23 protein-coding genes are annotated in these 24,278 nt (G+C 68.7%); 9 read left to right on the top strand and 14 right to left on the bottom strand.

Going from position 1 to position 24,278, the window contains the following annotated elements:
* Positions 1-393 precede the first annotated feature (393 nt).
* Positions 394-1,977 (top strand): VWA domain-containing protein, encoded by a 1,584-nt coding sequence (locus KJ554_03245; protein MBU0741354.1) that lies wholly within the window; start codon positions 394-396, stop codon positions 1,975-1,977.
* A 66-nt stretch (positions 1,978-2,043) separates the two neighbouring features.
* Here the strand turns inward: KJ554_03245 and KJ554_03240 are convergent, their stop codons facing one another.
* The 11 genes from KJ554_03240 to KJ554_03190 all read right to left on the bottom strand — a co-directional run bounded on the left by KJ554_03240 (position 2,044) and on the right by KJ554_03190 (position 13,064).
* Positions 2,044-2,769: a hypothetical protein gene (locus KJ554_03240; protein ID MBU0741353.1), complete on the bottom strand. Its 726-nt coding sequence runs from the start codon at positions 2,767-2,769 to the stop codon at positions 2,044-2,046.
* Between the two features lie 107 nt (positions 2,770-2,876).
* Positions 2,877-3,599, bottom strand: coding sequence for a hypothetical protein (locus tag KJ554_03235; protein ID MBU0741352.1), 723 nt, complete (start codon positions 3,597-3,599; stop codon positions 2,877-2,879).
* A gap of 219 nt (positions 3,600-3,818) precedes the next feature.
* On the bottom strand, positions 3,819-4,214 hold the full coding sequence (locus KJ554_03230) for a Zn-ribbon domain-containing OB-fold protein (protein MBU0741351.1): 396 nt from the start codon (positions 4,212-4,214) through the stop codon (positions 3,819-3,821).
* Positions 4,211-5,368 (bottom strand): thiolase domain-containing protein, encoded by a 1,158-nt coding sequence (locus KJ554_03225; GenBank protein ID MBU0741350.1) that lies wholly within the window; start codon positions 5,366-5,368, stop codon positions 4,211-4,213. Before KJ554_03225 ends, KJ554_03230 begins: the two co-directional genes overlap by 4 nt.
* 13 nt (positions 5,369-5,381) lie before the next feature.
* Positions 5,382-6,431 (bottom strand): hydroxymethylglutaryl-CoA synthase, encoded by a 1,050-nt coding sequence (locus KJ554_03220; protein ID MBU0741349.1) that lies wholly within the window; start codon positions 6,429-6,431, stop codon positions 5,382-5,384.
* 206 nt (positions 6,432-6,637) lie between these two features.
* Positions 6,638-8,176, bottom strand: coding sequence for an AMP-binding protein (locus KJ554_03215; protein ID MBU0741348.1), 1,539 nt, complete (start codon positions 8,174-8,176; stop codon positions 6,638-6,640).
* A 4-nt stretch (positions 8,177-8,180) separates the two neighbouring features.
* The gene (locus KJ554_03210) at positions 8,181-8,426 is read right to left on the bottom strand and encodes an acyl carrier protein (GenBank protein ID MBU0741347.1); all 246 of its coding nucleotides are present in this window, start codon (positions 8,424-8,426) and stop codon (positions 8,181-8,183) included.
* An 18-nt stretch (positions 8,427-8,444) separates the two neighbouring features.
* Positions 8,445-10,463, bottom strand: coding sequence for an asparagine synthase (glutamine-hydrolyzing) (gene asnB / locus KJ554_03205; GenBank protein MBU0741346.1), 2,019 nt, complete (start codon positions 10,461-10,463; stop codon positions 8,445-8,447).
* A gap of 2 nt (positions 10,464-10,465) precedes the next feature.
* Complete coding sequence (locus tag KJ554_03200; protein ID MBU0741345.1) at positions 10,466-10,963, bottom strand: TIGR00725 family protein; 498 nt, start codon at positions 10,961-10,963, stop codon at positions 10,466-10,468.
* A 71-nt stretch (positions 10,964-11,034) separates the two neighbouring features.
* Positions 11,035-12,216 carry a DNA polymerase IV gene (locus KJ554_03195; protein MBU0741344.1) on the bottom strand — a complete coding sequence of 394 codons (1,182 nt, stop codon included), beginning with the start codon at positions 12,214-12,216 and terminating at the stop codon, positions 11,035-11,037.
* 14 nt (positions 12,217-12,230) lie between these two features.
* A complete protein-coding gene (locus KJ554_03190) occupies positions 12,231-13,064 on the bottom strand; it encodes a hypothetical protein (protein MBU0741343.1) in 834 nt (277 codons plus the stop codon).
* A gap of 210 nt (positions 13,065-13,274) precedes the next feature.
* Between KJ554_03190 and KJ554_03185 the strand changes: the two genes are divergently transcribed.
* The 5 genes from KJ554_03185 (at position 13,275) to KJ554_03165 (ending at position 17,922) form a co-directional block, all read left to right on the top strand.
* Entirely contained in the window at positions 13,275-14,072 is a 798-nt protein-coding gene (locus tag KJ554_03185) for an MOSC domain-containing protein (GenBank protein ID MBU0741342.1), read from the top strand.
* Between the two features lie 143 nt (positions 14,073-14,215).
* Positions 14,216-16,273, top strand: coding sequence for a prolyl oligopeptidase family serine peptidase (locus KJ554_03180; GenBank protein MBU0741341.1), 2,058 nt, complete (start codon positions 14,216-14,218; stop codon positions 16,271-16,273).
* Between the two features lie 146 nt (positions 16,274-16,419).
* On the top strand, positions 16,420-16,941 hold the full coding sequence (locus KJ554_03175) for an SRPBCC domain-containing protein (GenBank protein ID MBU0741340.1): 522 nt from the start codon (positions 16,420-16,422) through the stop codon (positions 16,939-16,941).
* A gap of 91 nt (positions 16,942-17,032) precedes the next feature.
* The gene (locus KJ554_03170) at positions 17,033-17,491 is read left to right on the top strand and encodes a hypothetical protein (GenBank protein ID MBU0741339.1); all 459 of its coding nucleotides are present in this window, start codon (positions 17,033-17,035) and stop codon (positions 17,489-17,491) included.
* Complete coding sequence (locus KJ554_03165) at positions 17,488-17,922, top strand: hypothetical protein (GenBank protein ID MBU0741338.1); 435 nt, start codon at positions 17,488-17,490, stop codon at positions 17,920-17,922. Before KJ554_03170 ends, KJ554_03165 begins: the two co-directional genes overlap by 4 nt.
* Positions 17,923-17,956: 34 nt before the next feature.
* Here KJ554_03165 and KJ554_03160 read toward each other — a convergent pair whose 3' ends face one another.
* Positions 17,957-19,288 carry an aminotransferase class I/II-fold pyridoxal phosphate-dependent enzyme gene (locus KJ554_03160; GenBank protein ID MBU0741337.1) on the bottom strand — a complete coding sequence of 444 codons (1,332 nt, stop codon included), beginning with the start codon at positions 19,286-19,288 and terminating at the stop codon, positions 17,957-17,959.
* A gap of 111 nt (positions 19,289-19,399) precedes the next feature.
* On the opposite strand from KJ554_03160, the gene KJ554_03155 reads away from it, so the two are divergent.
* From KJ554_03155 to hypF, 3 genes are read left to right on the top strand one after another with little or no spacing between them, the layout of a single operon-like run.
* Positions 19,400-19,741, top strand: coding sequence for a hydrogenase maturation nickel metallochaperone HypA (locus tag KJ554_03155; protein MBU0741336.1), 342 nt, complete (start codon positions 19,400-19,402; stop codon positions 19,739-19,741).
* Positions 19,742-19,759: 18 nt separating this feature from the next.
* Complete coding sequence (hypB, locus tag KJ554_03150) at positions 19,760-20,566, top strand: hydrogenase nickel incorporation protein HypB (GenBank protein MBU0741335.1); 807 nt, start codon at positions 19,760-19,762, stop codon at positions 20,564-20,566.
* Position 20,567: 1 nt separating this feature from the next.
* Positions 20,568-22,841 (top strand): carbamoyltransferase HypF, encoded by a 2,274-nt coding sequence (gene hypF, locus KJ554_03145; GenBank protein ID MBU0741334.1) that lies wholly within the window; start codon positions 20,568-20,570, stop codon positions 22,839-22,841.
* Here hypF and KJ554_03140 read toward each other — a convergent pair.
* Complete coding sequence (locus KJ554_03140; protein MBU0741333.1) at positions 22,777-23,289, bottom strand: hypothetical protein; 513 nt, start codon at positions 23,287-23,289, stop codon at positions 22,777-22,779. The genes hypF and KJ554_03140 overlap by 65 nt on opposite strands.
* Positions 23,290-23,325: 36 nt before the next feature.
* Positions 23,326-24,258 carry a hypothetical protein gene (locus tag KJ554_03135; protein ID MBU0741332.1) on the bottom strand — a complete coding sequence of 311 codons (933 nt, stop codon included), beginning with the start codon at positions 24,256-24,258 and terminating at the stop codon, positions 23,326-23,328.
* Positions 24,259-24,278: the final 20 nt, after the last annotated feature.

Raw genomic sequence — 24,278 nt, 5'->3', positions numbered from 1 at the left:
GTGGTACAACAGGGACGTGGACATGCTTGGTTAGCCTCCTTGCTGAAGCCTCGTAACTTCGCAGGAGACTTGCATGTCCACATTTTTTCAACCTTCAACTACGCATGAACCGGAAGAGCCTAAAAAGAGAAGAGGCCTTTACATACTCGATGCTCTGCTCCGGCGCTCCGCGAGTCGTTCGCATCGAGTATGTAAAGGCCTCTTCTCTTTTTACCCCTCAGCTGCGCAACCCTAGGTTGGCGATGGTTACGCCGCCGGAACGCGATGGGAGCTTAATCGCGGAGCGTGCGCACCTCGCCGGGCGCACGCGGCCCCTCAGGGAACCCATCCCCCCCGGCTTTGTACGCATCTCTATCCTGGCGATGGGGGATATCGCTGAAAGGGAGGACAATCATGAACAGGAAGCCATCGAACCGACGCGGCGACAGGCTGCACCGCATCCTCGCCATCGCCCTGGCGTCCGGGTTGGCCATGACCATGGCCGGCTCCGCCGCCCTGGCGCGCTCGCTGACACCGCGCGCCGAACTCGACCATGGCGTGATCCTCGCCGGGGACGAGAACACCGTCTACGTGCTCATCGATTTCGACGTCGCCAGGTTCGTGCCTCCGCCCGCGTACGGGCGCCCCGACCTCAATCTCGCCATGGTGCTGGACCGCTCCGGCTCCATGGCGGACCGGGGCAAGATGGAGTACGCGCGCGAAGCCGCGAAGATCGTGGTCGACAGGATGCACGCGAGCGACGTGCTGGCCGTCGTGGAATACGACGACGAGATCACGGTGCTCTGGCCGGCGGCGCCGGTCGAAGCCAAGACGCTGATCAAGCGGCGCATCGACGAGCTGGAGCCGCGCGGCAGCACCAACCTCTGCGGGGGCATGATGCGCGGCGTCGAGGAGGCGATGCGGCACCGCGACGGCTCCGACATCAACCGCGTGATCCTGCTCTCGGACGGCCTGGCCAACGAGGGCGTCACCGAGCCGCGCGAGATCTACCGCCTCGTGCGCGATGCCAAGCGCCGCGGCGTGACCATCTCCACCATGGGTCTCGGCCTCGACTACAACGAGGACCTGATGCAGGGCATCGCCGAAAACGGCGGCGGCAACTACTACTACATCGAGAACCCTCACCAGATGAGCCGCATCTTCGGCCGCGAGCTCGAGACCCTGTTCACGACCGTCGCGCGTGACGTCGTGATACGGTTCCGCGCCGGCGGCAAGGTGAGCGACGTCGAGGTCTACGGCTATCCGTTCGAGATCGACGGCGACGCGGTTACCATCCCCCTGGAGAACTTCTACTCCGAGGAGCAACGCTCGCTGCTGTTGAAGCTGGAAATCGATCCCGCCCGCGCGGGCGATCTGGACCTCGGCGAGCTCGGGCTCACCTACCACGACTATCTGACCGACGAGGCCGTGGACATGAGTCTGGAGCTGCGGGTGGACGTATCCGAGAACGAGCACGAGGTCGAGCGGTCGCGCAACGACCGGGTGATCGTGGAATCGACCCTAACCAGCACGGACAAGCGTCAGGACGAGATCGTGCGGCTGTACGAGGCCGGCGACATGGACGCCGCCCAGGCCGAGCTGGACAGGCTGACCGCAGACGTCAACGAGATCCAGCGTGGTGTCGCCAGTCCCAGGATCGCCGCCAAGCTGGAGGCGCTTTCGCTGGAGCAGGAGGACATGGTGCTGGCCGACGGCAGCGCCGCCGGCCGCTCCGCCTTCCTCAAGTCCAACAAGGCCCGCAACTACCAGGGCACCCGGGGCAAGCGCGGCTTCTTCCTGATGTCGGAAGGCGACAAGGGGTACGAGGTGGAGCGGCTGCAGGAGGCCCTGCAGGATCTCGGCCTCTTCTCAGGCGAAATCGACGGCGTCTACTCGACCGAGGTCAAGGAGGCCGTGATCGAGTTCCAGGGGCGCAACAACATCAAGACCGACGGGCTGGCCGGGCCCAACACGCTGCGGGCGCTGAACCTCTACTGAGCGCCATCGACCGGCGAAGGACCGCTCCAGGCGAGCGGTCCTTCCACACCGCGTACAGCGACCAAGTCAGTCGAACAGCTTCTTCACGTCGCCCCAGCTGGAGTTCTTGTTGGCCACACCCCCGCGTGACAGCCATGCGAAGGCATTTTCCAGGAAGACGCGATTGTCGAAATCGTCCAGGCCTCCCGAGTCCATCATGTAGTAATGGCTCGTCCAGATCGCGGCGCCGGCGCCGGCGTCGTTCTCGTAGATGGCGATGCAGTCGTGGAGGCCGTCGCCCGCCACGGGAATGCTCGGTGACGACACGACCATGCTCGTGGCGTTGCTGACGTCGTCGCCCAGCTCCGTCACTCCGTCGAAGAGCGGATGGGACACGAACTGGTTGTAGTAGATCGGGTCCAGGTGGGCATCCGAATCGGCTATGCCGAACACGTTCATGACCTCGAGGATGTTGGCCCAGTAGTTGTCGTTGGGACAGACCGAAGCCATGTATCCCTTGCCGGAATCAACGAAATCCTTGATCCAGGAAGCCTCCTGGGACGTGTACGGCGTGCACCAGCTGGTGTAGCCGTCCTCGGTAAGAAGCAAGATCACGTCGGCGTCGCCGTTGTCCGTCAATGGCGTGGTCCGCCGCTCGACGGTATAGCCCCAGGCGGTCAACTGGGCCCTGAAGTCGTCGTACATGGGGTTTCCGGGCGTGTAGTGGGAATTGTCGAAGACCACGAGCTGCGCCATGACGTTCGAGGATTGGCATACGAACAGCAGACAGAGCACGTACAACAGGAATCTCATGGCGCCTCCGGAAGTTAAGTTGCTGGTCGCCATCGAGTATCAGCGGCCGCGGCGGTCACGGCAACCTGATATCGTATCGCGGTCGCATGATCGTGTCGGACCTCGGTTCAGCGATAGAGCCGTTTGACTTCGCCCCAGCTGGAAGCCTCGTCGGCCACGTCGCCGCCGTGGGACAACCAGGCGAAGGCGTTGCGCAGAAAGGCCAGGTTGTCGTAATCGTCAAGGCCGTCGTCGGACATCATCCTGTACTGGCTGACCCAGACGGCCGCACCGTCTCCCCTCGCTTCGTTTTCGTAGCAGGCGACGTAGTCGTGCAGACCGTCGCTGGCGATGGCCGTGCTCGGAAAGGAAGCGGTGAGACTCAGACAATATGAAAACTCGTTGCCCATCTCCTGGACGCCCGCGAACAGGGGGTGGCTGGTGAAGTAGATGTAGTAGGCCGGATTGCAGATGTAATAGCCCGAGGCGATGCCGAACTCGTCCATGACTTCCAGGAGGTTCGACCAGTAGTCGATATTGGGACAGAGACCGGCGAAGAGCCCCTTGCCGGAATCGACGAACTCCATGAGCCAGACGGCCTCCTGGGACGTGTAGGCGTTGCCGTCGGCCGCATAGGCATCCTCCGGCATCAGGACGATCACGTCGGCGTCGCCGTTGTCCATCAGAGGCGTGGAGCGTTTCTCGACCGTGTAGCCGCGGGACGTCAGGTCCGCGATGAAATCGTCGTACATCTCGTGTCCGGGCGCGTGGGAGTTGTCGAAGACGACGAGCTGCGCGGCCGCGGCCTGGCCGAGGATCGACAGACACAGGACCATCTTCAAGCATTTCATCTCGGTCCCCCGTGGTGTTGTCTCCAACTCCGGTACGATTGTGCCCCATCCAGCCTCCGATGGCAACATCCCGTGTCTCCCGCCTACCGAAGCACTTGCCGCGGCGACACGGCACGGATGCCGGCGCAGCACACCGACGCCCATGTGGACACCGCCCGCTTGCGACTCGCAAAGTGCCGGAGCCAAGCGGGCGGTGTCCACATGGGCGTCGGTGTCGGCCTAGGCCGGTATCACCCGTGCCTTGTAGCCGTACTGCAGCACCTCCCAGGCGGGCGCCGACTGCAGGCGCCTGAAGACGATCTCCACCTCGGTGCCGATCCTCACCTCGTCGGGAGGCGCCTCGGCCACCATGCAGGTCAACCGCACGCCGCCGGCGAGCTCGACCACGGCGACCACGTAGGGCTTCTGCTCCTCGAAGGCCGCCGGCGGGATCCAGATTGTCGTGTGCGTGAGCACCTTGCCCCGTCGCGGCAGCCGCACGGTCTCGAACGTCTCGGCAAAGCACTTGCGGCAGATCTTGCGGGGCGGGAAATGCACCTCGCCGCACTTCGTGCACTTGCCGGCCTCGAGTCGGTAGCGCTGCGGGATTTCTCGATGATAGCGCGGACTGATCATGACGCCACCTCCAGGATGTGGACCGTGCAGCTGCCGCCCGAGCCGCCCATGTTCTGGGCCAGGCCGATGCGCGGCGACGCGAGCTGGCGATCACCCGCCCGGCCCGAGAGCTGCATCAAGAGCTCGGCGATCTGGGCGACGCCGGTGGCGCCGACGGGATGTCCCTTGCTCTTCAGGCCGCCGGAGGTGTTCACGGGAGACTTGCCGTCCAGGGCGGTCAGGCCATCCATGGCGGCGGGTCCGCCCCGGCCGCGCTCGAACAGTCCGAGCTCCTCGGTGCAGACGATCTCGGCGATGGTGAAGCAGTCGTGGACCTCGCAGAAATCCACGTCGCCGATGGTGATCCCCGCCTGCGCGAAGGCGCGGCGAGCGGCGATCCCGACCACCGGCACCGCCGCGAAGTCGGCGCGGTCGTGCAGCGCGATCGTGTCGGTGGCGTGTCCCGAGCCGATCACCCTGATGACGGGCTTGCCCAGCTCCCTGGCGACGTCCGCGGGACACAGCATCACGCAGGCCGCGCCGTCTGTCACCGGCGAGCAATCGAACAGGCCGAGCGGTTCCGCGACCCTGACGGCCCCGAGCACTGTCTGCTCGGTGATCTCCATGGGGAACTGCGCATAGGGATTCTTGGCGCCGTTGCGGTGGTTCTTGACCGCCACGGCCGCCAGCTGCTCGGGCGTGGTGCCGTACTTGTGCATGTGCGCGTGGGCGATCATGGCGTACAGGCCCGGGAAGGTGATGCCGTGGTAGACCTCGTATTCCTGATCCGCCGCGGTGGACAGGCAGTAGGTGGCGTCCGCGCCGTCGTTCATCTTCTCGACGCCGCCCGCCATCACGAAATCGCTGGCGCCGCTGGCCACCTCGAGATACGCGGCCCGGAAGGCCGCACCACCCGAGGCGCAGGCGCTCTCGACGCGTGTGGCCGCCAGCCCGCTCAGCCCGGCGTAGTCGCAGAGCAGCGAGGCCAGGTGCTCCTGGCCGTTGAACAGGCCGCTGGTCATGCACCCTATGTAGGCCGACTGCAGCTGCTTCCTTTCGATGCCGGAGTCCTCGAGGCAGGCCGCCGCCGCTTCAGCGAAGAGGTCGCGCAAGGGGGTCTTCCAGAGCTCGCCGAACTTCGTCAATCCGTATCCGATGACTGCTACGTCTCTCATCTCAGCCCCCTTTCTAGGCTTCGTTCATGCGGATCTTGCCGCGGTAGGCCACGTACTTGCCGTACGTGAGGTGGATGCGCCGGTCGGCCAGCTGGCCGCGGACGGTGGGCGCCAGGCCCTGCACCTCCGGCAGGCGGTCCGTGGCGCGGATCACGAAGGAGTCGGAGCCAGCGCCGCTGCCGAAGGAGGTCATCAGGATCAGGTCGCCGGGCTTCGCGACGTCCAGGCAGGACGCCAGGCCGGTGGGCGACGAGCCGCTGTAGGTGTTGCCCATCAGGTTCACCACCCAGCCCTGCTCCAGCTGTTCCTTCCTGAAGCCGGTCATCTTGCCGGCGCGCAGCGGGAACTTGCCGTTGGGCATGTGGAAGACGGCGTAGCGGAAGTCCTCGGGTTTGAGCCCGCTGCGCTCGAGGATGCCGTTGGTCGCTCCCAGCACGTGGTGGAAGTAGGCCGGCTCGCCCGTGAAGCGCCCCGCGTGCCGCGGGTAGAACTCGCCCTCGCGCCGCCAGAAGTCCGGGGTGTCGGAGGTGAAGGAGTAGGTGTGCAGGATCTCGGCGATGACCTTGTCGCCGCCCATGATGAAGGCGGACCCGCCGGCCGAGGCCGTGTACTCCAGCGCGTCGCCGGGTGCTCCCTGGCTGGTGTCGGCGCCGATGCCCAGGCCGTACTTCATCTCCCCCGACTTGACGTGGGAGTAGGCCACGTACATGGCCTCGGCGCCCGCCTTGCAGGCGAACTCGAAGTCGGCGACATGGCAGTCGGGGCCGATGCCGAGGGCATCGATCACGATGGTGCCGGACGGCTTGACCGCGTAGGGGTGGCTCTCGGAGCCGATGTAGCAGCAGCCGATCTCCTGGGGATCGATGCCCGCGCGCGTGATCGCGTCGCGCGCGGCCGCCACGCTGATGGTGATGGTGTCCTCGTCCGGGCCGGGCACCGTTTTCTCTTCGAGCAGAAGTCCCTTCTTGAAGGCCTCCGCATCCGCGCCCCACTGGTCCGCGATATCCTCCGCCCTGATGCGGTATCGCGGCACGTATGAGCCGTATCCGACAATCCCGTACATAGAATTCTCCCTGACTGGAGTCCTTAGAGTGGCGAGTCGAGGGAGGAGTCTATCAGGAGGACGGTCCGCGAACAAGCCCCCAAGATACGCTCAATACGGGGGGGGGGATTGCGCTTCACGGTGCCGAGAGCCGGGGACGCGCCCGTCCCCCGGCCTCGATACGTGGCGTACCAACAAACCGGGGGATGGATGCGTGCGCGGCCCCCCTAAAGCACCGACGCGCGCAATTCCCGTTTCAGCACCTTGCCGAAGGAATTTTTGGGGAGGGCGCCCGTGAAGTGGATCTTGCGGGGAACCTTGAACTGGGCCAGACGCGCGAGGCAGTGGCGCAGGATGGCCTGATCGTCGGGCCCGGAGGTCCCGGCCAGGACGACCCAGGCCTCGATGGCCTCGCCGAGCAGCTCGTCGGGCACGCCGATCACGCAGGCCTCGACCACCGTTTCCAGTTCCAGGATGACGTCCTCGATCTCCTTGGCGCTCACTCTGTTGGCACCCGCCTTGATCATGTTCTTGGCGCGGTCGACGATGAAGATGAAGCCGTCCTCGTCGCGGTAGCCCAGGTCGCCGGTGTGCAGGCCGTCGGAAAAGAGCACCTTGGCCGTCTCGCCGGGATCGTTCCAGTAGCCGCGCATGATGTTGTCGCCCGCAGCGACGATCTCGCCCTCTTCGCGTACGTCGCATGCCGAGCCGTCGGGGCGACGGACGGTCAACGACACGCCGGGGATTCCCACGCCGATCGAACCGTACTTCTCGGTCAGACGGCCGGGCGGCAGGTAGGAGAGCCGCGCCGAGGCCTCGGTCTGGCCGTACATCACGTAGAGCTCGATGCGGTCCGGCAGCGACTCGCGGAGACGACGGGTCAGGGCGGGCGACATGGCGCCGCCGGCCTGGGTGAGGTAGCGCAGATGCTCGTGGGGCATGTGCAGAAAGTCGGTGCGCGCGCAGAGGATGGCGAAGTGGCTGGGCACCCCGGAAAAACCGGTGCAGCGCTCGTCGACCAGGGTCTCGAGCACCTTCTGGGGAAAGGCGAAGCGGTTGTCGATCACGACGCGGCCGCCGCGCTGCACGTGGGTCAGCAGCAGCGAGTTGCCGAAGGAGTAGTGGAAGGGCAGCACGCAGCAGACGCTGTCGCTCTCGTCCAGGGGCAGGTAGGCGAGGATCTGCTCCGTGTTGGCGACGAGATTGCCGTGGGTCAGGGTCACCCCGCGCGGCGTGCCCGTCGACCCGCTGGTGTAGAGGATGAGGCCGAGATCGTCGGGCCCCACACCCACCGCGGGCGTCGGACCGTCGCCGGCCGCGACATCATCGGGGCCGAGCAGCTCCAGGCCGGCCGGCAGTTCCCACCCGGGGTTGCGGCGGTCGATGACGCCGAAGCGCAGCTGCGGACAGTCGGCGACGATCCCGGGCAGCTCGCGCGCCTCCCGGCCCCGGGTCAGCAGTCCGACGGCACCGGAATCGCGCAGGAGCTTGCGGTGGGTCCGGGCGCGATTGGCGTGGTTGAGGGCCACGACGCAGGCGCCGGCCCGCAGGGCGCCATAAAAAGCAGCGACATAGTCCGCGGAGTTCTCCATCAACAGGGCGATGCGGTCGCCCCTGACGACCCCCCTGCCGGCGAGGAAGGCCGCCGTGCGGTCGGCGGCGGCCGACAACGCGGCGTAGGACGTGTGGACGCCACCGTGGGTCAGGGCGACAGCCTCGGGACGGCGCTGCACCGTCGCGTCTAGCATGCCGTGGATGGTGGCCATGGGCCTAACCCCGCTTGCGCGTGACGAAGCCCACGAGGTTCCGGATCGAGTCGAGATTCTCCGGCACCAGCTCGCTGTCGTCGATCGACAGCCCCATGTCCTGTTCCAGGAAGGCCACGAGCTCCATCACGCCGACCGAGTCCATGATGCCATTGTCGAGCAGCGACATCTCGTCGTCCCTGAGCGGATCGAGATCGCCGAACAGGAAATTCTCCACCACGAAACCGTGAATCTGATCCCTCAATTCCATCGTTTTCATGTACCCCCGCTAGGGTTTGGGTTCGACGCCCCGCCAGGCGATCTCCGCGGGTTCCAGCGCGCTGTCCGCGACCCGGTGTTCGAGTTCGCGGCCGAACTGATGCGCCTGCACCTGCGCGCTGAGCACGCCGATGAAGGCCATGTTGTCCCGTGCGCCGGTCAGCCGGCCCGCCCGCCACTTGCGGATCAGGGCGGCGATGCGCTGCGGATCGAAGATCCCGACCTCGCGCAAGACGTCCTCGCCGAGCATGGCTTCGGCCAGTTCGGCGCCCTGGCCAACGATGAAGCTGGCGCTGTCCGGGGCTCGGTAAGGCTGCTTGGGACGCGTAACGATCTCCGCAGGAAGGAGATCGGCAACCGCGGCCTTCAGTAAAGCCTTTTCCTGCAAGCCCGCCAGCTTGGCCGAGGCGGGGATGCGGCCGGCCAGTTCGGCCACGTTGTGGTCCAGGAACGGGAAACGTCCTTCCACGGTGTGGCCCATGAGCATGCGGTCGCCCTGGGAGGACAGGAGGTAGCCCGCCATGAACAGGCTCATCTCCAGGTACTGGGCGCGGGCCACGGGTCCCCAGTCCGCGAACGCGGCGGGCAGCGAAGCGCGCAGCCGCGACTCCGGATCGCGGGCCGCGGCGGCGACGGCCACCTCGCTGTGGAGAAAGGCCGTGATGCGCCCGGTGTTGTTCCAGCGGGGACGGTGCGAGAAGAAGGGATCGGAGGCGACACCGTCCAGCCCGGCGCCATAGAAGCGCGTCAGGAATCCGGCCGGGGACTGCTCCAGGTACGGGTAGAGCCGCGTCAGCAGCAGCGGGCGCCGCCGGGACTCCGGTTCGCGGGCCCAGAAGGCGCGCACCTTGGCCTCGCGCAGGATGTTGTAGCCGCAGAAGACCTCGTCGGCGCCTTCGCCCGTGAGCACGACCTTGTACCCCTGCGCGCGGACGAGCCCCGACAGGGCGTACAGCGGCGCCGGCGCGGTCCGCAGGATGGGTGTCTCGGCGTGCCAGACCACGTCGGCGAAGGCCCCGCCGATCTCGGCGTCGCCGACCCTGATCATCTCGTGATCGGTGCCCAGGTGGGCCGACATGGTCTGCTGCCAGCGCGTCTCGTCGAAGGCCGCGTCCTTGAAGCCGACCGAGAAGGTCTTCATGCGCCGGTCGGTCGTGTGCTGGATCAGGGCGGCCGTGGCGGACGAGTCGAGGCCGCCGGACAGGTAGGCGCCCACCGGCACGTCGGCCCGCAGGCGGATCACCGACGCGTCGGCCAGCGCCTCGCGTACATCTCCCGCCAGCCGCGCGCGCTCGTCGCGGCCGACGTAGCGGTGGTCCTCCGCCGCGGGCAGGAAGTCCGGATGCCAGTAGCGCCGGAAGACCGGCCCGGCCGCCCGCTCGCCGTCGCGACCCAGGTCCAGCGTGGCGGTGTGTCCGGCCGGCAGCTGCAGCACGTTGCCGAAAGGCGTGGCGGGCGGCACGTTCACCCAGGTGCCGAAGATCTCGCCCAGGGCCGCGGGATCCAGCTCGGGCCGGAAGCCGGGCCAGCCGGCAAGGGATTTGACCTCGGAGGCGAACAGGAGCACGTCGCCGTGGCGGGCCCAGAAGAGGGGCCTGATGCCGAAGCGGTCACGCGCCAGCAACAGCCGGCGCCGGCCGCGGTCGTAGAGGGCGAAGGCGAACTGGCCGTTGAAGCGGTCCACACAGTGTTCGCCCCATTCGCTATAGGACGCGACGAGGACCTCGGTGTCGGACTGGGTGCGGAAAACATGTCCGAGTCCGCGCAGCTCCTCGCGCAGTTCGATGTAGTTGAAGATCTCGCCGTTGAAGGTGACCCAGACCGTCCCGTCGGCGGTGCCCAGCGGCTGCTGCCCGGTGCTCAGGTCGATGATGCTCAGGCGCGCGTGCCCCAAGAACACGGACACGTCCCGCCACGCACCGTACTCGTCCGGTCCGCGGTGGCTCATCACGCCGATCATTCTCTCCGCCGCGCCGTCGGGCAGCTCCAGGCCGCCGGCGAGGGATACGGCTCCGCATATTCCACACATCTTCAGTCATCCATCGGCCGCGCGAGCCGCGCCTTGACCTGGGCGATCGCCTCGGCGGGCGTCTCGGCCAGGCTCCACTCCCCCTCGCCGCAGCGGTCCAGGAAGGCGGCGCCGGGATCGAACCCGAGCAGGACCACGCGCTTGCCGAAGCGCAGGGCCATGGCCACCTCCGACAGGGTGCCGCCGCTGCCGGGACAGGCCACCACGACATCGCTGGCCAGGACGTTGATGACGTTGCGTCCGGCGCCCAGACCCGTGGGGATCACTAGGTCGAGGTATTCGCTCCCCTGGTCCTTGTCGTCGTCGAAGAGCACACCCACGGTCAGCCCCCCGGCCTCGCGCGCGCCGCGGGCCGAGGCATCCATGATGCCGGTGGCACGACCGCCGTTGAGCAGCACCCAGCCGTTCTCCGCGATCAGTCGTCCCAGTTCGCGCGCCGCGTCTTGCGCGGCCGCGTCGGCGACGCTGCCGCCCATCACACCGATGACAGTCTTGCGCATTGGCTTCCTTTCGCCCCCGCTCAGGATCACAGAAGACGGGACGGCCCGCAAGTAAAGGTCTGGCCGGCGGATCAGTCGGGACCCCCGCGACGCCGCAGACCCCGCCGCAAGGCGCCCCGGCCGAAACGATCCACGGCCTCGTCCGTGAGCGCGTCGAGGGTGCGGTCCCTTTCCTGCGCCTGGTCCGGGAAGAGTTCAGCGGGCCGGTCGCCGGCATGCTCGAGGTTCTGGGCTGTGATGCCGATCAGGCGCAGAGGACGGCCGAGGCGGCCGAGGTGGGCGTCGAAGAGTTCGCGGCCCGCGTCGCGCAGCGCGCGCATGGTATCGGTCGGGGCCGGGAGGGTGAGCGACCGCGTCCGGGTGGAGAAGTCCGGGTAGCGGGCCTTGAGCTGGACGGTTCGCGCCGCGAGGCCCGCACGGCGCAGGCGGCGCGCCACCTTGTCGGCCAGGCCGTCGAGGATGTCGATCAGGGCGTCGCGGTCCCCGATGTCCGCGGCGAAGGTCACCTCGTGCCCGATGCTCATGGCCGCGTGGTCGGGCACCACCGGCCGGTCGTCCCTGCCCTCGGCCAGGGCCGCGACGTGTCGCGCCAGCGCCGGGCCGAGTCCCCTTTCCAGGCGGGCCGCATCGGACAGGCGGATATCACGCACGAGCCGGATGCCCTGCGCGCGCAACGCCTCCTGCGCACGCGGCCCCACGCCCCACAGCCGCGAGACGGGCAGGGGGTCCAGCAGTTCCTGCACGCGTTCCAGCTCGACGACCACGAAGCCGTCCGGTTTCTCCAGGTCGCTGGCGAGCTTGGCGAGGAACTTGTTGGGCGCGACGCCGACCGAGGCCACCAGCCCGATCTCGCGGCGGATGCGGTCCTTGATGCGGCGCCCGATCTGCTCGGCGGAACCGAACAGGCGCAGGCTGCCGTTCACGTCCAGGAAAGCCTCGTCCATCGACAGCGGCTCGACCAGCGGCGTGAAGTCGTGGAAGATATCGAAGACGCGACCGGAGATCTCGGCGTAGCGGGCGCCGCGCGGGCGCAAGAAGACGCCCTCGGGGCAGAGCCTGACGGCGCGCGCGGCGCTCATGGCGCTGTGCACGCCATAGGCGCGGGCCTCGTAGCTGGCCGCGCTGACGACGCCGCGCCCCTCTGGCGTGCCGCCGACGATGACCGGCCTGCCCCGCAGGCGCGGGTCGTCGAGGACCTCCACCGACGCGAAGAAGGCGTCCATATCCACGTGCAGGATCGAGCGCTCGGGCATGGACGCGCCTCCGCTTACAGGGCCTCTTCCGACGTCACGGTCGCTTCCTCGACGATGACGGAGTAGAAATAGCCGCTTCCGAAATCCTTGTCCAGGGCGACGACTCCCTCGACCAGCACCGTATCGCCAGTGCGGGCGGACCCGTCGGTGGTGACGGTGATGTCATGGTCTCCGGTGGCGACATCGCCCGTGCCGTCCCGGAGATGGAGCCAGTTGCGGCCCATGATACCGCCTAGATACTTGACCACCTTGCCGCGCAGCTTGACGCGCCGGCCGGCGAGATCGTCCCTGGCGGCGTGGAGTCCGGCGACGGTGTAGCCGCCGGCCGGGACCGCGAGGTCGGTGAAGTCCATGCCCGCGCCGCCCGCCGCGAGGTCGTCGTGGGCGCGCTTCCATTCGTCGTCCGGGCCGGCGGATACCGCGACGCCGCCGGGCCGGATGGCCGAAGCGAACCAGATCTCCTCGAAGGTACGGTCCAGTGTGCTGGACTTGAAGTTCCGCATGACCATGGCGCCGGTCAGGGCCACCTCGCCGCCCACCGCGACCTCGCAGACCGGGCCGGCCGCCCACAGCTCGCCGCCGGGGGTCTCGAGGCGGACGTAGGTGTAGCCGCCGGAGTCGAAGGTCTCGAGGACCTTGCCGCCGGGCTGTCCGGTCCCGCCGGGAACCGCGGGTCCCTCCCGGCCCGAGGACGCCGCCACGACGCCCGTGTGCCCGGCATGGTCCCCGGACGCGGCTTTCTCCGCGATGGTCTCGTTCCAGGCCGCGGCGTCGTCCTGCTGCTCGGTACAGCCGGCGATGAGCACCGCCGCCGCCAGCAGGAGTACGGTTGTCATGAACCTGTTCACGGGGTTCCTCCTGTCGAATCCGGTTCGAGTTCTCGTCTTGACGAGCGGACAGGGCCCCAGGATAGACGCTATCCCGGGAATTTCAAGCCGCGTGCATCATGCGTGCGCTTCTTCACGCGCCGCGCCGGGTTTTCGCGCCAGGCTGCATCGCGAGTTGACGGCCGGCGGGGTGAGGCGTTTCTTCAAGGGCATCGCGAAAGGAGCGACGGTATGCACGCTGACGAACTCGAGCTGTCTTCCCTGTCACTCTACCCCCTGAAGGCCGGTCGCGCCGTCACGCCGGCCATCGCCCACGCCGCGCGCGGCGGCTTCGCCGGCGATCGCCGCTGGCTGCTGACGACCGCCTCTGGCGAGCCCGTCATGCTCAAGTCCCACCCGGAGATGACCCGCCTGCGGATCGCGCAGCGCGAAGACGGGTTGTCGCTGGGCGCCCCGGGCCTGCCCGAACTGGTCGTGGCGCCACCCGGCCCGAGCGCCGCGCGGTTCTCGGTGACGCTCAAGCGCGACCGGATCGTGGCGGCCGCCGCCGGGGAGCAGGCCGACGCCTGGTTCGGCGAGCTGCTGGGGGAACCGGTGAGGCTGGCCTTCATGCCCCACGACGTCGCGAGACCGTCCCGGGCGGACCCCTCCGCCGACATCGGCTTCGCCGGGGACGCGCCCTACCTGCTGGTCTGCGAAGCCTCCCTCGCCGACCTGAACGCGCGCCTGGACGCGCCGGTGGGCCTGAACCGATTCCGGGCCAATCTATCCGTGGCCGGCGGACGCCCCTGGCAGGAGGACGGCTGGCGCGCGCTGCGTATCGGGGGCGCGGTCTTCGAGGCGCTCGGTCCCTGCCCGCGCTGTCCCAACACGACCGTCGACCCGGACACCGGCGCGACCGGCGCGGAGCCCCTGCGCACACTGGCCGGTTTCAGATCGCGCGAGGGGAAGGCCATGTTCGGCGTGTTTATGGGCGTGCGCGAGGAGGGCCCGGTGCAGGTGGGCGACGTCGTGACGGTCCTGTCCTGAGCGGCGCACCTTCCACCGGCAGGAAGAGCGTTTCGACCTGCCGACAATCTCGCCATGTCGCCCGCCAAGCATACCATCCGACGGCCCGGCATGCTATGGTGGTCCGGCACGGAACACGATTCCTTCAGCAGGAGGTCGTCGCCTTGCGCCGATGGCAGCTCTTCATAACCGTCCCGCTCGTCGCGGCCGCCGCCTGCGCCGGGGCCGCCGCGGAGCGCGATCACGTGATCGTCCCCGAGGACTATTTCTCCCTGGTCTATGCCGACAGCCCGGCGGTGTCGCCGGACAACGGGTCCGCGGCCTGGATCCAGAGCGGCTGGGCCGGACCCGGCGCCGGACGCTCTTCAGAGCTGTGGCTCACCGACCTCGACGCGCGCACCAGCCGGCGGCTCACCTTCGACCTGGCCCGGCCGCACGGACCGGTCTGGAGCGTCGACGGCGAGTGGATCTACTTCGCCGGCAGCTGGGACCGCGGCGAGGAGAGGCCACCCTACGACGGCAGCCACCAGGTGTGGCGCATCCGGCCCGACGGCGCCGACCTCTTCGCGGTGACCCGGATCGAGGACGGCGTGGACCTCTTCGCGCTGACCCGCGACGGCAAGCATCTCTACTACACCGTCGGCCAGGAGAAACACGACGACGAGTGGGAGGATCTCAAGCAGAAGTGGAGCGATCTCGAGTACGGACACGGCGTGGTGGAATTCGACGAGGTGCGCCGGCTCGACCTCTCCAGCTGGCGCGACGAGCAGGTGCTCGAGGCGACGCGCGTGATCAACTTCATGGCCCTGTCGCACGACGGCGGCAAGCTGGCCATGCAGACCACGCCCGACGAGGAGACCATCTTCAACGAGGGGTGGTCGCGCATCGACGTGCTGGACCTCGCCAGCGGCGAGATCGAGCACGTCACGTCGGAGGCCTGGCGCGAGGACCATCCGTCGCCCTTCGGCTGGATCACCGAGATGGACTGGGCGCACGACGGCAAGGCCCTGGCCTTCGCGATCGCCTACGACGGTTTCGCCAGCCAGCTCTGGGTGGCGGAGTGGCGCGACGACGGCGTCCAGCTGCAGCGCATCACGCGGCCCCACCCGGTCAGCCTGCAGGGCGACATCGCCTGGCGCGGCGCGAACCGGGCCCTGACCTACCTGGGCGAGGACCGCGGCCGCGTCAGGGTCTACCAGGTCGACGGCGTCAGCGGCGGCGCGCAGGGCAGGACCCGCGACCTGACCGGCGGCGACGTGGTCTGCACGGCCTACGACTTCGACGACGAGGGCAAGACGGCCGTCGTCGCCGTGGACCTGCTCGATCGCGTGGGCGACCTCTACAACCTGGAGAAGGGCGCGCTCACGCCGCGCACGGACGTCAATCCCCAGATGGCGGCCTGGATCCTGCCCCGGATCCTCGACTACACCTGGACCGGCGGCGACGGCGACGAGGTGCACGGCATCCTGGAGCTGCCGGCCGGCCACGATCCCGCGACCGACGGGCCGCTGCCGGCGATCATCGAGCTGCACGGCGGGCCGACCTCGTCGACCCTGTACCGCTTCCGCCTCTGGATCTACGGCCGCGCCCTGATGGCGGCCAACGGCTACGCCCTGCTCAGCCCCAACTACCACGGCTCGCTGGGCTACGGCGACGAGTTCCTCGCGAAGCTGATCGACCGCGAGAACGAGATCGAGGTCACCGACATCGTCACCGGCACCGAGAAGCTGATCGCCGACGGCATCGCCGATCCGGACAGGATCGGCGTGATGGGCTGGAGCAACGGCGGCTACCTGACCAACTGCATGATCGTGGCGCGCCCGGACCTCTTCAAGGCCGCCAGCAGCGGCGCCGGCGTGCTGGACATGGTGATCCAGTGGGGCGTCGAGGACACGCCCGGACACGTGGTCAACTTCATGCAGGGGTTGCCCTGGGAGCGCCCCGAGCACTACCAGGCCGCTTCTCCCCTCTACGGCCTGGACAGGGTGACCACGCCGACGGTGATCCACGTGGGCGGCGCCGACCCGCGTGTACCGCCGGCCCACTCGCGCGCGCTGTACCGCGCCCTGTACCACTACCTGGACGTGCCGGTGGAACTGGTCGTCTATCCCGACGAGGGTCACGGCCTGTCCACCTACGAGAACCGCTTGGCCAAGATGGAATGGGATCTGGCCTGGTTCGACAAGTACCTGCTGGGGGTGTTGAACGGGGACGGGGAATAGGGGCCGCCCTGGGGAGGGTCGCACGCCAGTTCCGGGGGACGCGGGCCGGTCGCCGATCGCTACGCGGCGGCGGGCCGCGCCGTCTTGCCCTGCCGACGCGATGGTGTAAAATGGAGCGGTTCCCGACCCATACCAGGAGGCGCCCCATGTCCCGCCTTGCCCTCGTCGTTCCTTGCCTGTGCCTGGCGATCTCCGCCGGCGCCGCCGAATCGCCCGCCGGCGCCTTCTCCTTCAGGGTGGAGGTCGCGGTTCCCGGCCAGCCCGGCGCCGTCTACGACGCCACCTTCGGCGACGTAACCGGCTGGTGGGACCACAGCATGTCCGGCGATCCGTTGCGGATGTACATCGAGCCGAAGCCCGGCGGCGCCTTCATGGAGATCTTCGACGAGAGCGGAGACGGGGTGCGCCACGCCGTGGTCACCTACGCCAAGCGGGGCGAGATGCTGCGCTTCGAGGGGCCCCTGGGGCTGGCGGGCAACTCCCTGCACATGGTCACCACCTGGACCTTCGCGGACGCGGAAGAGGGGCACACCCTGGTGGCGGTGGAGGTCCACGCCGCCGGCGAGGTGGACGCGCGCTGGCCCGCGGTGATCGAGCGCACCTGGGTACATTTCCTGGTAGACAGGCTCAAGCCCTACCTGGAAGGTGGGGGCGCTGCGCAGGACTGATTGCAGACACAAGCCTGAATGCCCTATACTTGCCCGAATGAAGGGTCGTGTCCCCCGCCTATCGGTTTCAGCATTCTGAAGGGGGGAATGCATGCCGCAGCGAATCCGCTCACGGAGACCGTTCGCACGTGTCTTGATCGTTCTGGTGACGGTCGTCCTGCCGGTCGCCGGCCAGAACGTCACCATCGAGACGGACCAGCCCGTCTACGCGCTCGGCGCGCCGGTCGAGATCACGGTCCACAACGCCGGTCCGGAAGACGCCGAGTTCAATTCCTCTCCGTTCATCGCCATCGTGAATCTCGATGCCTCCGAGTGCATCTACGGCTGCGTGGGCCTGCCCGTGATGACGACCTTCCCGGCGGGGGCGACCCACGTCGAAGACTGGGACACCGGCGTGATCCAGGATCAACCGGGACACTACCGAGTCACCGCAAACGTGTTCATGACGGGGATGCCTCCCGATCCCCCGCCGAGCGCCGAATACACATTGGTCGATCCCTCACCCAACGAGATGCGTACCTGGGGAGCGGTCAAGACCTTGTACCGGTGATCCCACGAAAGGCTAACACGAAGCATTCTCTGCGAATCGTCACGCTGGCGATGATCGTCCTGGCGGCTGCTTGCGTCACGGCCGGAGTGGTCACCGACAAGACGGAATACATCGTCGGGGAAACCGCCCACGTCATCTACATCAACACCGGCAACGATCCGGACATACCCGGGCCGGACTACGCGTTCTGGATCCGCGAGGTCTCGAGCGGGCTGACCGTGCTGTACGACACGTTCTGGGTCGGTGCCGTCGTGATGCCGGGCGAAAGCGTGGAGACCCCGCACGCCACCGGAACGCTACCGGATCCGCCTGGCGAATACGTCGTCCTGTGCCGGGTCGGCTCGTGGATCCATTTTGCGGGTTACACGCTCGACGGCGGCATCGCCGACGAGACGATGACCTGGAGCGGGGTCAAGAAGCTGTATCGCTGACCGCCGCGCGTGACCGCGCCCCGCCACTTCGCCGTCAGGTTCCCACCTGCGCCCCCGCCCGCTTGGCCTCGTACTGCCGGAAGAGATCCGCGAACAGCGCGGGAACGGCCCTCATGCGCTGCGGCGACTCCACGTAGGCCACGCGCACCTGGGTGCGGCCCGGATTCGGCTCGCCCTGCGGCACGCTGTAGAAGCCGGCCATGGGCGCGGTGAGCACAGTGATCCGCCGGCCGTCCCGCATCACGAAGCCCTCGCTCGCGCACCACAGCACGAAGTCGAGGGCGTCGAAGCCCTCGGCCGCGATGTCGCGCACGTCGAGCACCGAGTACAAGGCGGCGTCGGGGCTCGAGACGATCATGCCGGGCAGGGCTTTGCGCATGGCGTCGGTGAAGTCGAAGAGCATGCCGCGGTAGTAGTCGCGCTGCCGGGCGTACCAGGCCTGCAGCGTGGCGTGGTCCTCATGGGCGAGCGCCCCGAAGATCCACTGGCCGATGACGCTGCTGCACAGGCTGACCGTGTGCTCGGCGATGGCCTGCCGGTGGAACCGCTCGTTGTCGGTGACCAGGGCGCCGATGCGCAGGCCGCAGGCGTTCCAGATCTTCGACGACGTCTCGATGGAGATGCGGCGGCCCTCGACGCCCGGCACCTCGGCTTCGGTGACGCCCCAGATGCTCGTGCAGGCGTCGTCCGTGTAATAGAGCTCGCGGTAGGCCTCGTCGCTCAGCAGCCACAGGTTGTGCTTGACGGCCAGGCGCGCCAGCTCGTTCATCGTCGCGCGGTCGTAGTACTGGCCCGTCGGGTTGTCGAAGGGGATCACCACGATGGCCTTGGGACCGTGCTTCAGGATCACCCGCTCGATCCCGGCGGTGTCGGGCAGGGTGAACTTGCCGTCGTCGCCCAGGGTGCGCTGGATGGAACAGGTGGCGCGCCCCAGCCGCTCGCACAGGGTCTTGTAGTTGGTGTAGGCGGCGTCGATCAGCAGCAGGGGATCCTCGCCGCTGCCGGCGGGACCGCAGACGCCGGCGATGATCAGCTCCATGGCCTGGCTGCCGCCCTCGGTGATGTGGGCGTGCAACCCGGACGTGTCGAAGCCGCTGCTGGCGATGACGTTCAGGAAGGCGTCGATGCATTCCCGGCTGCCGCTGGTGGCCGAGTACTTGACCACGCCGTCGCGGAACGGGCTGTCCGGCCCGCCCAGGTCGTTCATGCGCGCGCGCATGGCCGGGTACATGGGCAGCGAGACGTTGCCGATGGCGACGTTGATCGCCTCGGTGCCGTCGTCGCGCTCGTCGAACCTGATCTGGGCCATGCGGATGACGGACGGACGGCGTCCCTCGAACTGGGCGCTCATCTTGGGCTCGGGCATCGGTCCCCTCCTCTGCGTCTGGTCGTGATACCAGAAACGTGGATGATATGCCCCCCTTCCGCAAGCTTGTAGGCGGTTCCGCTTGTGCTATCTTGGAGCCGGGAGGACGCGATGCACGAGATGTCCCTTGCCATGAACATCGTGGCGATCGCCGGCGAGCAGGCGGCCGCCCACGGCGCCGGGGCGGTCCGGGCGATCCACGCCGACGTGGGCGTCCTGGCGGGCGTGGAGGCGCGTTCCCTGGCGTTCTGCTTCGAGGCGGCGCGCGCGGGCACGCCGATGGCGGACGCGGAGCTCGTCATCCACGAGATCCCCGGCCGCGGGCGCTGCCGCGACTGCGGGGCCGAAGTGCCGGTTGCCTTCTTCGTGGCCGTCTGCCCGGAGTGCGGAGCGGGCGGCGTGGAGATCACGTCAGGGCGCGAGCTGCGCGTCCGCTCCCTGGACATCGCTTGAACCGTCTGGAGACCCGTCATGTGCGACACCTGCGGCTGCGGCCACCCCGGCGACGCCGTGACCTTCCGCAAGCCCGGCGAGAGCGGAGCGCACGGTCGTGATCACGATCACCCCCACGATCATCATCGCGATCACGACCACCCGCATCACCCCCCCCACGGCGCGCCGCGCACCATCGTTATCGAGCGGGACATCCTGCGGCGCAACGACCTGACCGCCGCGCGCAACCGCGGTTGGTTCGAGGCGAAGGGCATCCTGGCCCTGAACCTGGTGTCGTCGCCGGGATCGGGCAAGACCACCCTGCTCGAGCGCACCGTCACGGCGCTGCGGGACGAGATGCCCATCGTAGTGATCGAAGGCGACCAGCAGACACTCACCGACGCCGAACGCATCGCCGCCGCCGGCGCGCCTGTCCTCCAGGTCAACACCGGCCACGGCTGCCACCTGGACAGCGAGATGATCCGCCGCGCCGCCGACGAACTGGCGCCGGCCGACGGCGCGCTGCTGTTGATCGAGAACGTGGGCAACCTGGTCTGTCCCGCCCTCTTCGACCTGGGCGAGGCGGCGAAGGTGGTGATCATCTCGACCACCGAGGGCGACGACAAGCCGCTCAAGTATCCCACCATGTTCGCCGTCTCGGACCTCTGCGTGATCAACAAGACGGACCTCCTGCCCTACGTGGACTTCGACATCGAGACCTGCAAGCGGGCGGCCCGGCGGGTCAATCCGGATCTGGCGTTCGTGGAGGTGTCGGCGACCACGGGCGACGGCCTGGACGGCTGGTTCGCCTGGCTGCGCCGACGGCGCGCGGAGCCGAAGGGCTGACATGGCCCGGGCGCGCCGCAGGCTACGTGTCGATGGCATCGTGCAGGGCGTGGGATTCCGCCCCTTCGTCTTCAACCTGGCCGAACAGCTGGGACTGGCCGGCGGGGTGTGCAACACCAGCGATGGCGTCTTCATCGAGATCGAGGGAGACAGGGACACCCTGGTCGCGTTCCGCACCCGGCTGGAAGCCGACGCCCCGGCCCTGTCGCGCATAACATCGGTCGACGAGCTTGAGATCGAACCGACCGGCGATGTCGCCTTCACCATCCGCCGCAGCGAGGATACGCCCGGCAACGCCACGCTGGTGCCCCCCGACGCGGCGGTCTGCGCGGACTGCCTGGGCGAGATCCGAGATCCCGGCGACCGCCGCCACCGCTACCCGTTCACCAACTGCACCAACTGCGGGCCCCGCCTGACGATCATCGACCGCATCCCCTACGACCGTTCCCGCACGAGCATGGCCCGTTTCGCCATGTGCGCGCGCTGCCGGGCCGAGTACGAGGATCCGCGCGACCGGCGCTTCCACGCCCAGCCCAACGCCTGCCCCGACTGCGGGCCGCGCCTCTGGCTGGAGGGACCGGACGCCGAAACCGCCGGGGACGCCCTCGTCGCCTGCGCGCGGCGTCTCGCCGGCGGCAGCATCGGCGCCCTCAAGGGCCTCGGCGGCTTCCACCTGGCGGTGCGGGCGGACGACGAGGCGGCGGTCGTGCGCCTGCGCGCGCGCAAGCACCGCGAGGCGAAGCCACTGGCGGTGATGGTGACCGACCTGGATGCCGCGCGCGGGCTGGCCCGCGTCGACCGGGACGAGGCGGCTCTGCTCGCCGCGCCGGAGAGCCCCATCCTGCTGCTGGAGCGCCGCGCGGACGCGGGGCTGGCCGACGCGGTCGCGCCCGGCCATCGCCGCGTGGGCCTGATGCTCCCCTATACGCCCCTGCACCACCTGCTCTTCGACGCGCTGGCGCCGCACGGCGTCCGCGCCCTGGTGATGACCAGCGGCAACGCCGGCGACGAACCCATCTGCCTGGGCAACGACGAGGCGCGCGTGCGCCTAGCGGGGATCTGCGACTTCCTGCTGCTGCACGACCGCGACATCCTGCGCCGCGCCGACGACTCGGTGGTCCAGATCCTCGACGGCCGCCCGCGGCTGCTGCGCCGCAGCCGCGGCTACGCGCCGGTGCCGGTCATCTTGCGGGGGACGGCGGCGGCCGGGCCGGCCGTGCTGGCCGTCGGCGGCGAGCTGAAAAACACGGTCTGCCTGCTGAAGGAGGACCGGGCCTTCCTTTCCCCCCACGTCGGCGATCTCGAGAACCTCCAGGCCCATGCGTTCTTCCGGGAGACCGTCGACACGCTGCAGCGGCTGTTCGAATGCGAACCCGGGATCATCGCCCACGACCTGCACCCGCGTTACCTGTCCACGCAGTGGGCGCGGGCGCAGACGGGCAAGCGACTGGTCGGCGTGCAGCACCACCACGCGCACCTCGTGGCGGTGCTGGCCGAGCACGGGTTGGACCGGCCCGCCGTGGGGCTGATCCTCGACGGCACCGGTTACGGTCCCGACGGCACCATCTGGGGGGGCGAGATCCTCTACGGCGACGCCTCGGGATTCGAGCGCCTGGGCCATCTCGAACCTGTGCCGCTGCCGGGCGGCGACGCGGCCATCCGTCACCCCTGGCGCACGGCGGTGGGCTACCTGCGCCACGCCTGCAGCGACGATCTGCCCGGTCTGCCCTTGCTGCACGACAGGCCCGTGGCGCAGATCCTGGAGATGCTGGACAAGGGGATCAACGCGCCGTTGACCAGCAGCGCCGGACGTCTCTTCGACGCCGTCGCCGCCCTGACCGGCCGCTGGGCGGACGTGCATTACGAAGCCCAGGCGGCCATCGAGTTCACGGCGCTGACCACGGCGGCGGAGGTGGGCGCCGCGCAACCCCTGCCCTGGGAGATCGAGACGCGCGAAGGCGCGATCGTGCCCCTGGTGGCGCCGGTGATCCGCGGCGCGGCCGCGGCCCTGGCCGCCGGTGCGGACGCCGCCGCCTTGAGCGCCCGCTTCCACCGCACCCTGCTGGACATGTTCACGGCCGCCGCGGTGCAGGCCTGCGCGGCTGCCGGCACCCACGAGGTGGCGCTGTCGGGAGGGGTGTTCCAGAACGAGATCCTCATGCGGGGCATGACCGGCGCCCTCGCGGACGCCGGCCTGGTTCCCCTCGCGCCTAGGCTGCTCCCGGCGAACGACGGGGGACTCGCCCTGGGACAGGCGGCGTGCGCAAGGTCCTGAGCGAGACCAGCGCCAGCAGACTGTAGATGGCCAGCGCAGCGACGGCGAGGTAGCCGCCGTACGCCACCTCGCTGGGCGCGAAGGGCCAGAAATCGATGTCGGCCGCGGCGACCATGCCCACCAGGAGCGCCAGCGCGCCGATCCCCAGCACCGGTGTGAGGAACAGGCAGGTCGCGCGCAGCCCCGGCCCCATGCGCGCGCGCTGCAGCAGCGCCAGCGCCAGGGGCAGCAGGAACACCGCCGCGGTGGTCCGGGGGAATCCCTGCCAGAAGTGGCTGTACTGCCTCGCCGACGGAGCGTCCGGCGCCGGAAACATCTGCACCAGCAGACCGGCCGGCCGTCCGTCCGCGGCGAGCTGCACGGGCTGGTACGAGATCGGCAAGAGGTACGACACGACCAGCAGCAGGGCGCAAGCCAGCATGAACCGTTCGGTCAGGGATCTCTTCATGTCGGGCCGTCCTTTCGTTGCCGGCGGCGGGGCCGGTCAGTCGCGCACCAGCGAGCGCACGACCAGTTCCACGTGCTTGTCCATCGGTTCGAGCAGCCCGACGGTCCAGGCGACGGCGCCCTCGTCGTCCACCGTGCCGTTGGTGTCGATTATCTCGCCGGGCATCTCCACGCTCAGCTTCAGGCTGGAGACGAAGGCCTGCGCCACGCCCATCAGGTCGCGCTCGATGATCCCCTCGACCTGGCTGTCTTCGTCCTCGATGACGGCGACGCCCAGATCGACCAGCTCGACGGGATCGACGGCCGCGTTGCGGCGGCTCACCAGTTCCTCCACGTCCGGCGTCATGGCCGAGACCAGGATGTCGAGGAAATCGTCCTTCTGGTCGCTCAGGGGCACACGCTCCCAGGTCTGGGTCAGGTGCCCCCGGTAGAGGCCGCGCAGCTCGGCGACGAACACGTCCGGCAACCCGGGCCAGGCCGCCACGACGCACCGCTCGTAGACGCCGGCCATCAGGTCGATGAGGTCCCGCTTGAGTCCGTCCCAGCGCAACCGCTCGCGGTAGGTGAAGGTGCGGCCCCCGTCGATGCGGCCGGTTTCCAGGGAGACGTCGTTCCGCAGTCCGGCCGGGCCCTTGCGCCCGTCCCGGTCGTCGGTTCGGCTGAACAGGCGGACATCCCCGCCCAGGGCGGCCCAGCCGTCCGGCGTGGCGCTGGTCACCGTGCGCCGGAAGCGGGCCTTGCCCTGCTCGTCCTCCACCCTTACCCATCCCTCGTCAGGCGACACCACGAAAATCCGATGCATTTCAGCTTCCGACAACGCCTCGTCCAGTTCCGGCGAGAAGATCACGGTCCGCGTGCCTGAGCCGTCGGGGCGGATCTCGACGCGCGCCTCGTACTCGTGGCAGCCGGCCAGGACGACGAGCGCCGAGGCGGCGGCGACCAGTGCCCGGGTCTTTCCAGCGCTCTTCATGGCGCCTCCTCTCTTGACGT

The sequence above is a fragment of the bacterium genome, from assembly GCA_018814885.1.
Lineage (GTDB): Bacteria > Krumholzibacteriota > Krumholzibacteriia > LZORAL124-64-63 > LZORAL124-64-63 > JAHIYU01.
The sequence above is the reverse complement of the archived record's forward strand: the minus strand, read 5'-3'. Positions and strand labels throughout refer to the sequence as shown.

Excerpts from the sequence above, each read along its gene's own strand:
- KJ554_03245 (MBU0741354.1), top strand. The coding sequence starts at position 394 with ATGAACAGGAAGCCATCGAACCGACGCGGCGACAGGCTGCACCGCATC.
- KJ554_03240 (MBU0741353.1), bottom strand. The coding sequence starts at position 2,769 with ATGAGATTCCTGTTGTACGTGCTCTGTCTGCTGTTCGTATGCCAATCC.
- KJ554_03235 (MBU0741352.1), bottom strand. The coding sequence starts at position 3,599 with ATGAAATGCTTGAAGATGGTCCTGTGTCTGTCGATCCTCGGCCAGGCC.
- KJ554_03230 (MBU0741351.1), bottom strand. The coding sequence starts at position 4,214 with ATGATCAGTCCGCGCTATCATCGAGAAATCCCGCAGCGCTACCGACTC.
- KJ554_03225 (MBU0741350.1), bottom strand. The coding sequence starts at position 5,368 with ATGAGAGACGTAGCAGTCATCGGATACGGATTGACGAAGTTCGGCGAG.
- KJ554_03220 (MBU0741349.1), bottom strand. The coding sequence starts at position 6,431 with ATGTACGGGATTGTCGGATACGGCTCATACGTGCCGCGATACCGCATC.
- KJ554_03215 (MBU0741348.1), bottom strand. The coding sequence starts at position 8,176 with ATGGCCACCATCCACGGCATGCTAGACGCGACGGTGCAGCGCCGTCCC.
- KJ554_03210 (MBU0741347.1), bottom strand. The coding sequence starts at position 8,426 with ATGGAATTGAGGGATCAGATTCACGGTTTCGTGGTGGAGAATTTCCTG.
- asnB (MBU0741346.1), bottom strand. The coding sequence starts at position 10,463 with ATGTGTGGAATATGCGGAGCCGTATCCCTCGCCGGCGGCCTGGAGCTG.
- KJ554_03200 (MBU0741345.1), bottom strand. The coding sequence starts at position 10,963 with ATGCGCAAGACTGTCATCGGTGTGATGGGCGGCAGCGTCGCCGACGCG.
- KJ554_03195 (MBU0741344.1), bottom strand. The coding sequence starts at position 12,216 with ATGCCCGAGCGCTCGATCCTGCACGTGGATATGGACGCCTTCTTCGCG.
- KJ554_03185 (MBU0741342.1), top strand. The coding sequence starts at position 13,275 with ATGCACGCTGACGAACTCGAGCTGTCTTCCCTGTCACTCTACCCCCTG.
- KJ554_03175 (MBU0741340.1), top strand. The coding sequence starts at position 16,420 with ATGTCCCGCCTTGCCCTCGTCGTTCCTTGCCTGTGCCTGGCGATCTCC.
- KJ554_03170 (MBU0741339.1), top strand. The coding sequence starts at position 17,033 with ATGCCGCAGCGAATCCGCTCACGGAGACCGTTCGCACGTGTCTTGATC.
- KJ554_03160 (MBU0741337.1), bottom strand. The coding sequence starts at position 19,288 with ATGCCCGAGCCCAAGATGAGCGCCCAGTTCGAGGGACGCCGTCCGTCC.
- KJ554_03155 (MBU0741336.1), top strand. The coding sequence starts at position 19,400 with ATGCACGAGATGTCCCTTGCCATGAACATCGTGGCGATCGCCGGCGAG.
- hypB (MBU0741335.1), top strand. The coding sequence starts at position 19,760 with ATGTGCGACACCTGCGGCTGCGGCCACCCCGGCGACGCCGTGACCTTC.
- hypF (MBU0741334.1), top strand. The coding sequence starts at position 20,568 with ATGGCCCGGGCGCGCCGCAGGCTACGTGTCGATGGCATCGTGCAGGGC.
- KJ554_03140 (MBU0741333.1), bottom strand. The coding sequence starts at position 23,289 with ATGAAGAGATCCCTGACCGAACGGTTCATGCTGGCTTGCGCCCTGCTG.
- KJ554_03135 (MBU0741332.1), bottom strand. The coding sequence starts at position 24,258 with ATGAAGAGCGCTGGAAAGACCCGGGCACTGGTCGCCGCCGCCTCGGCG.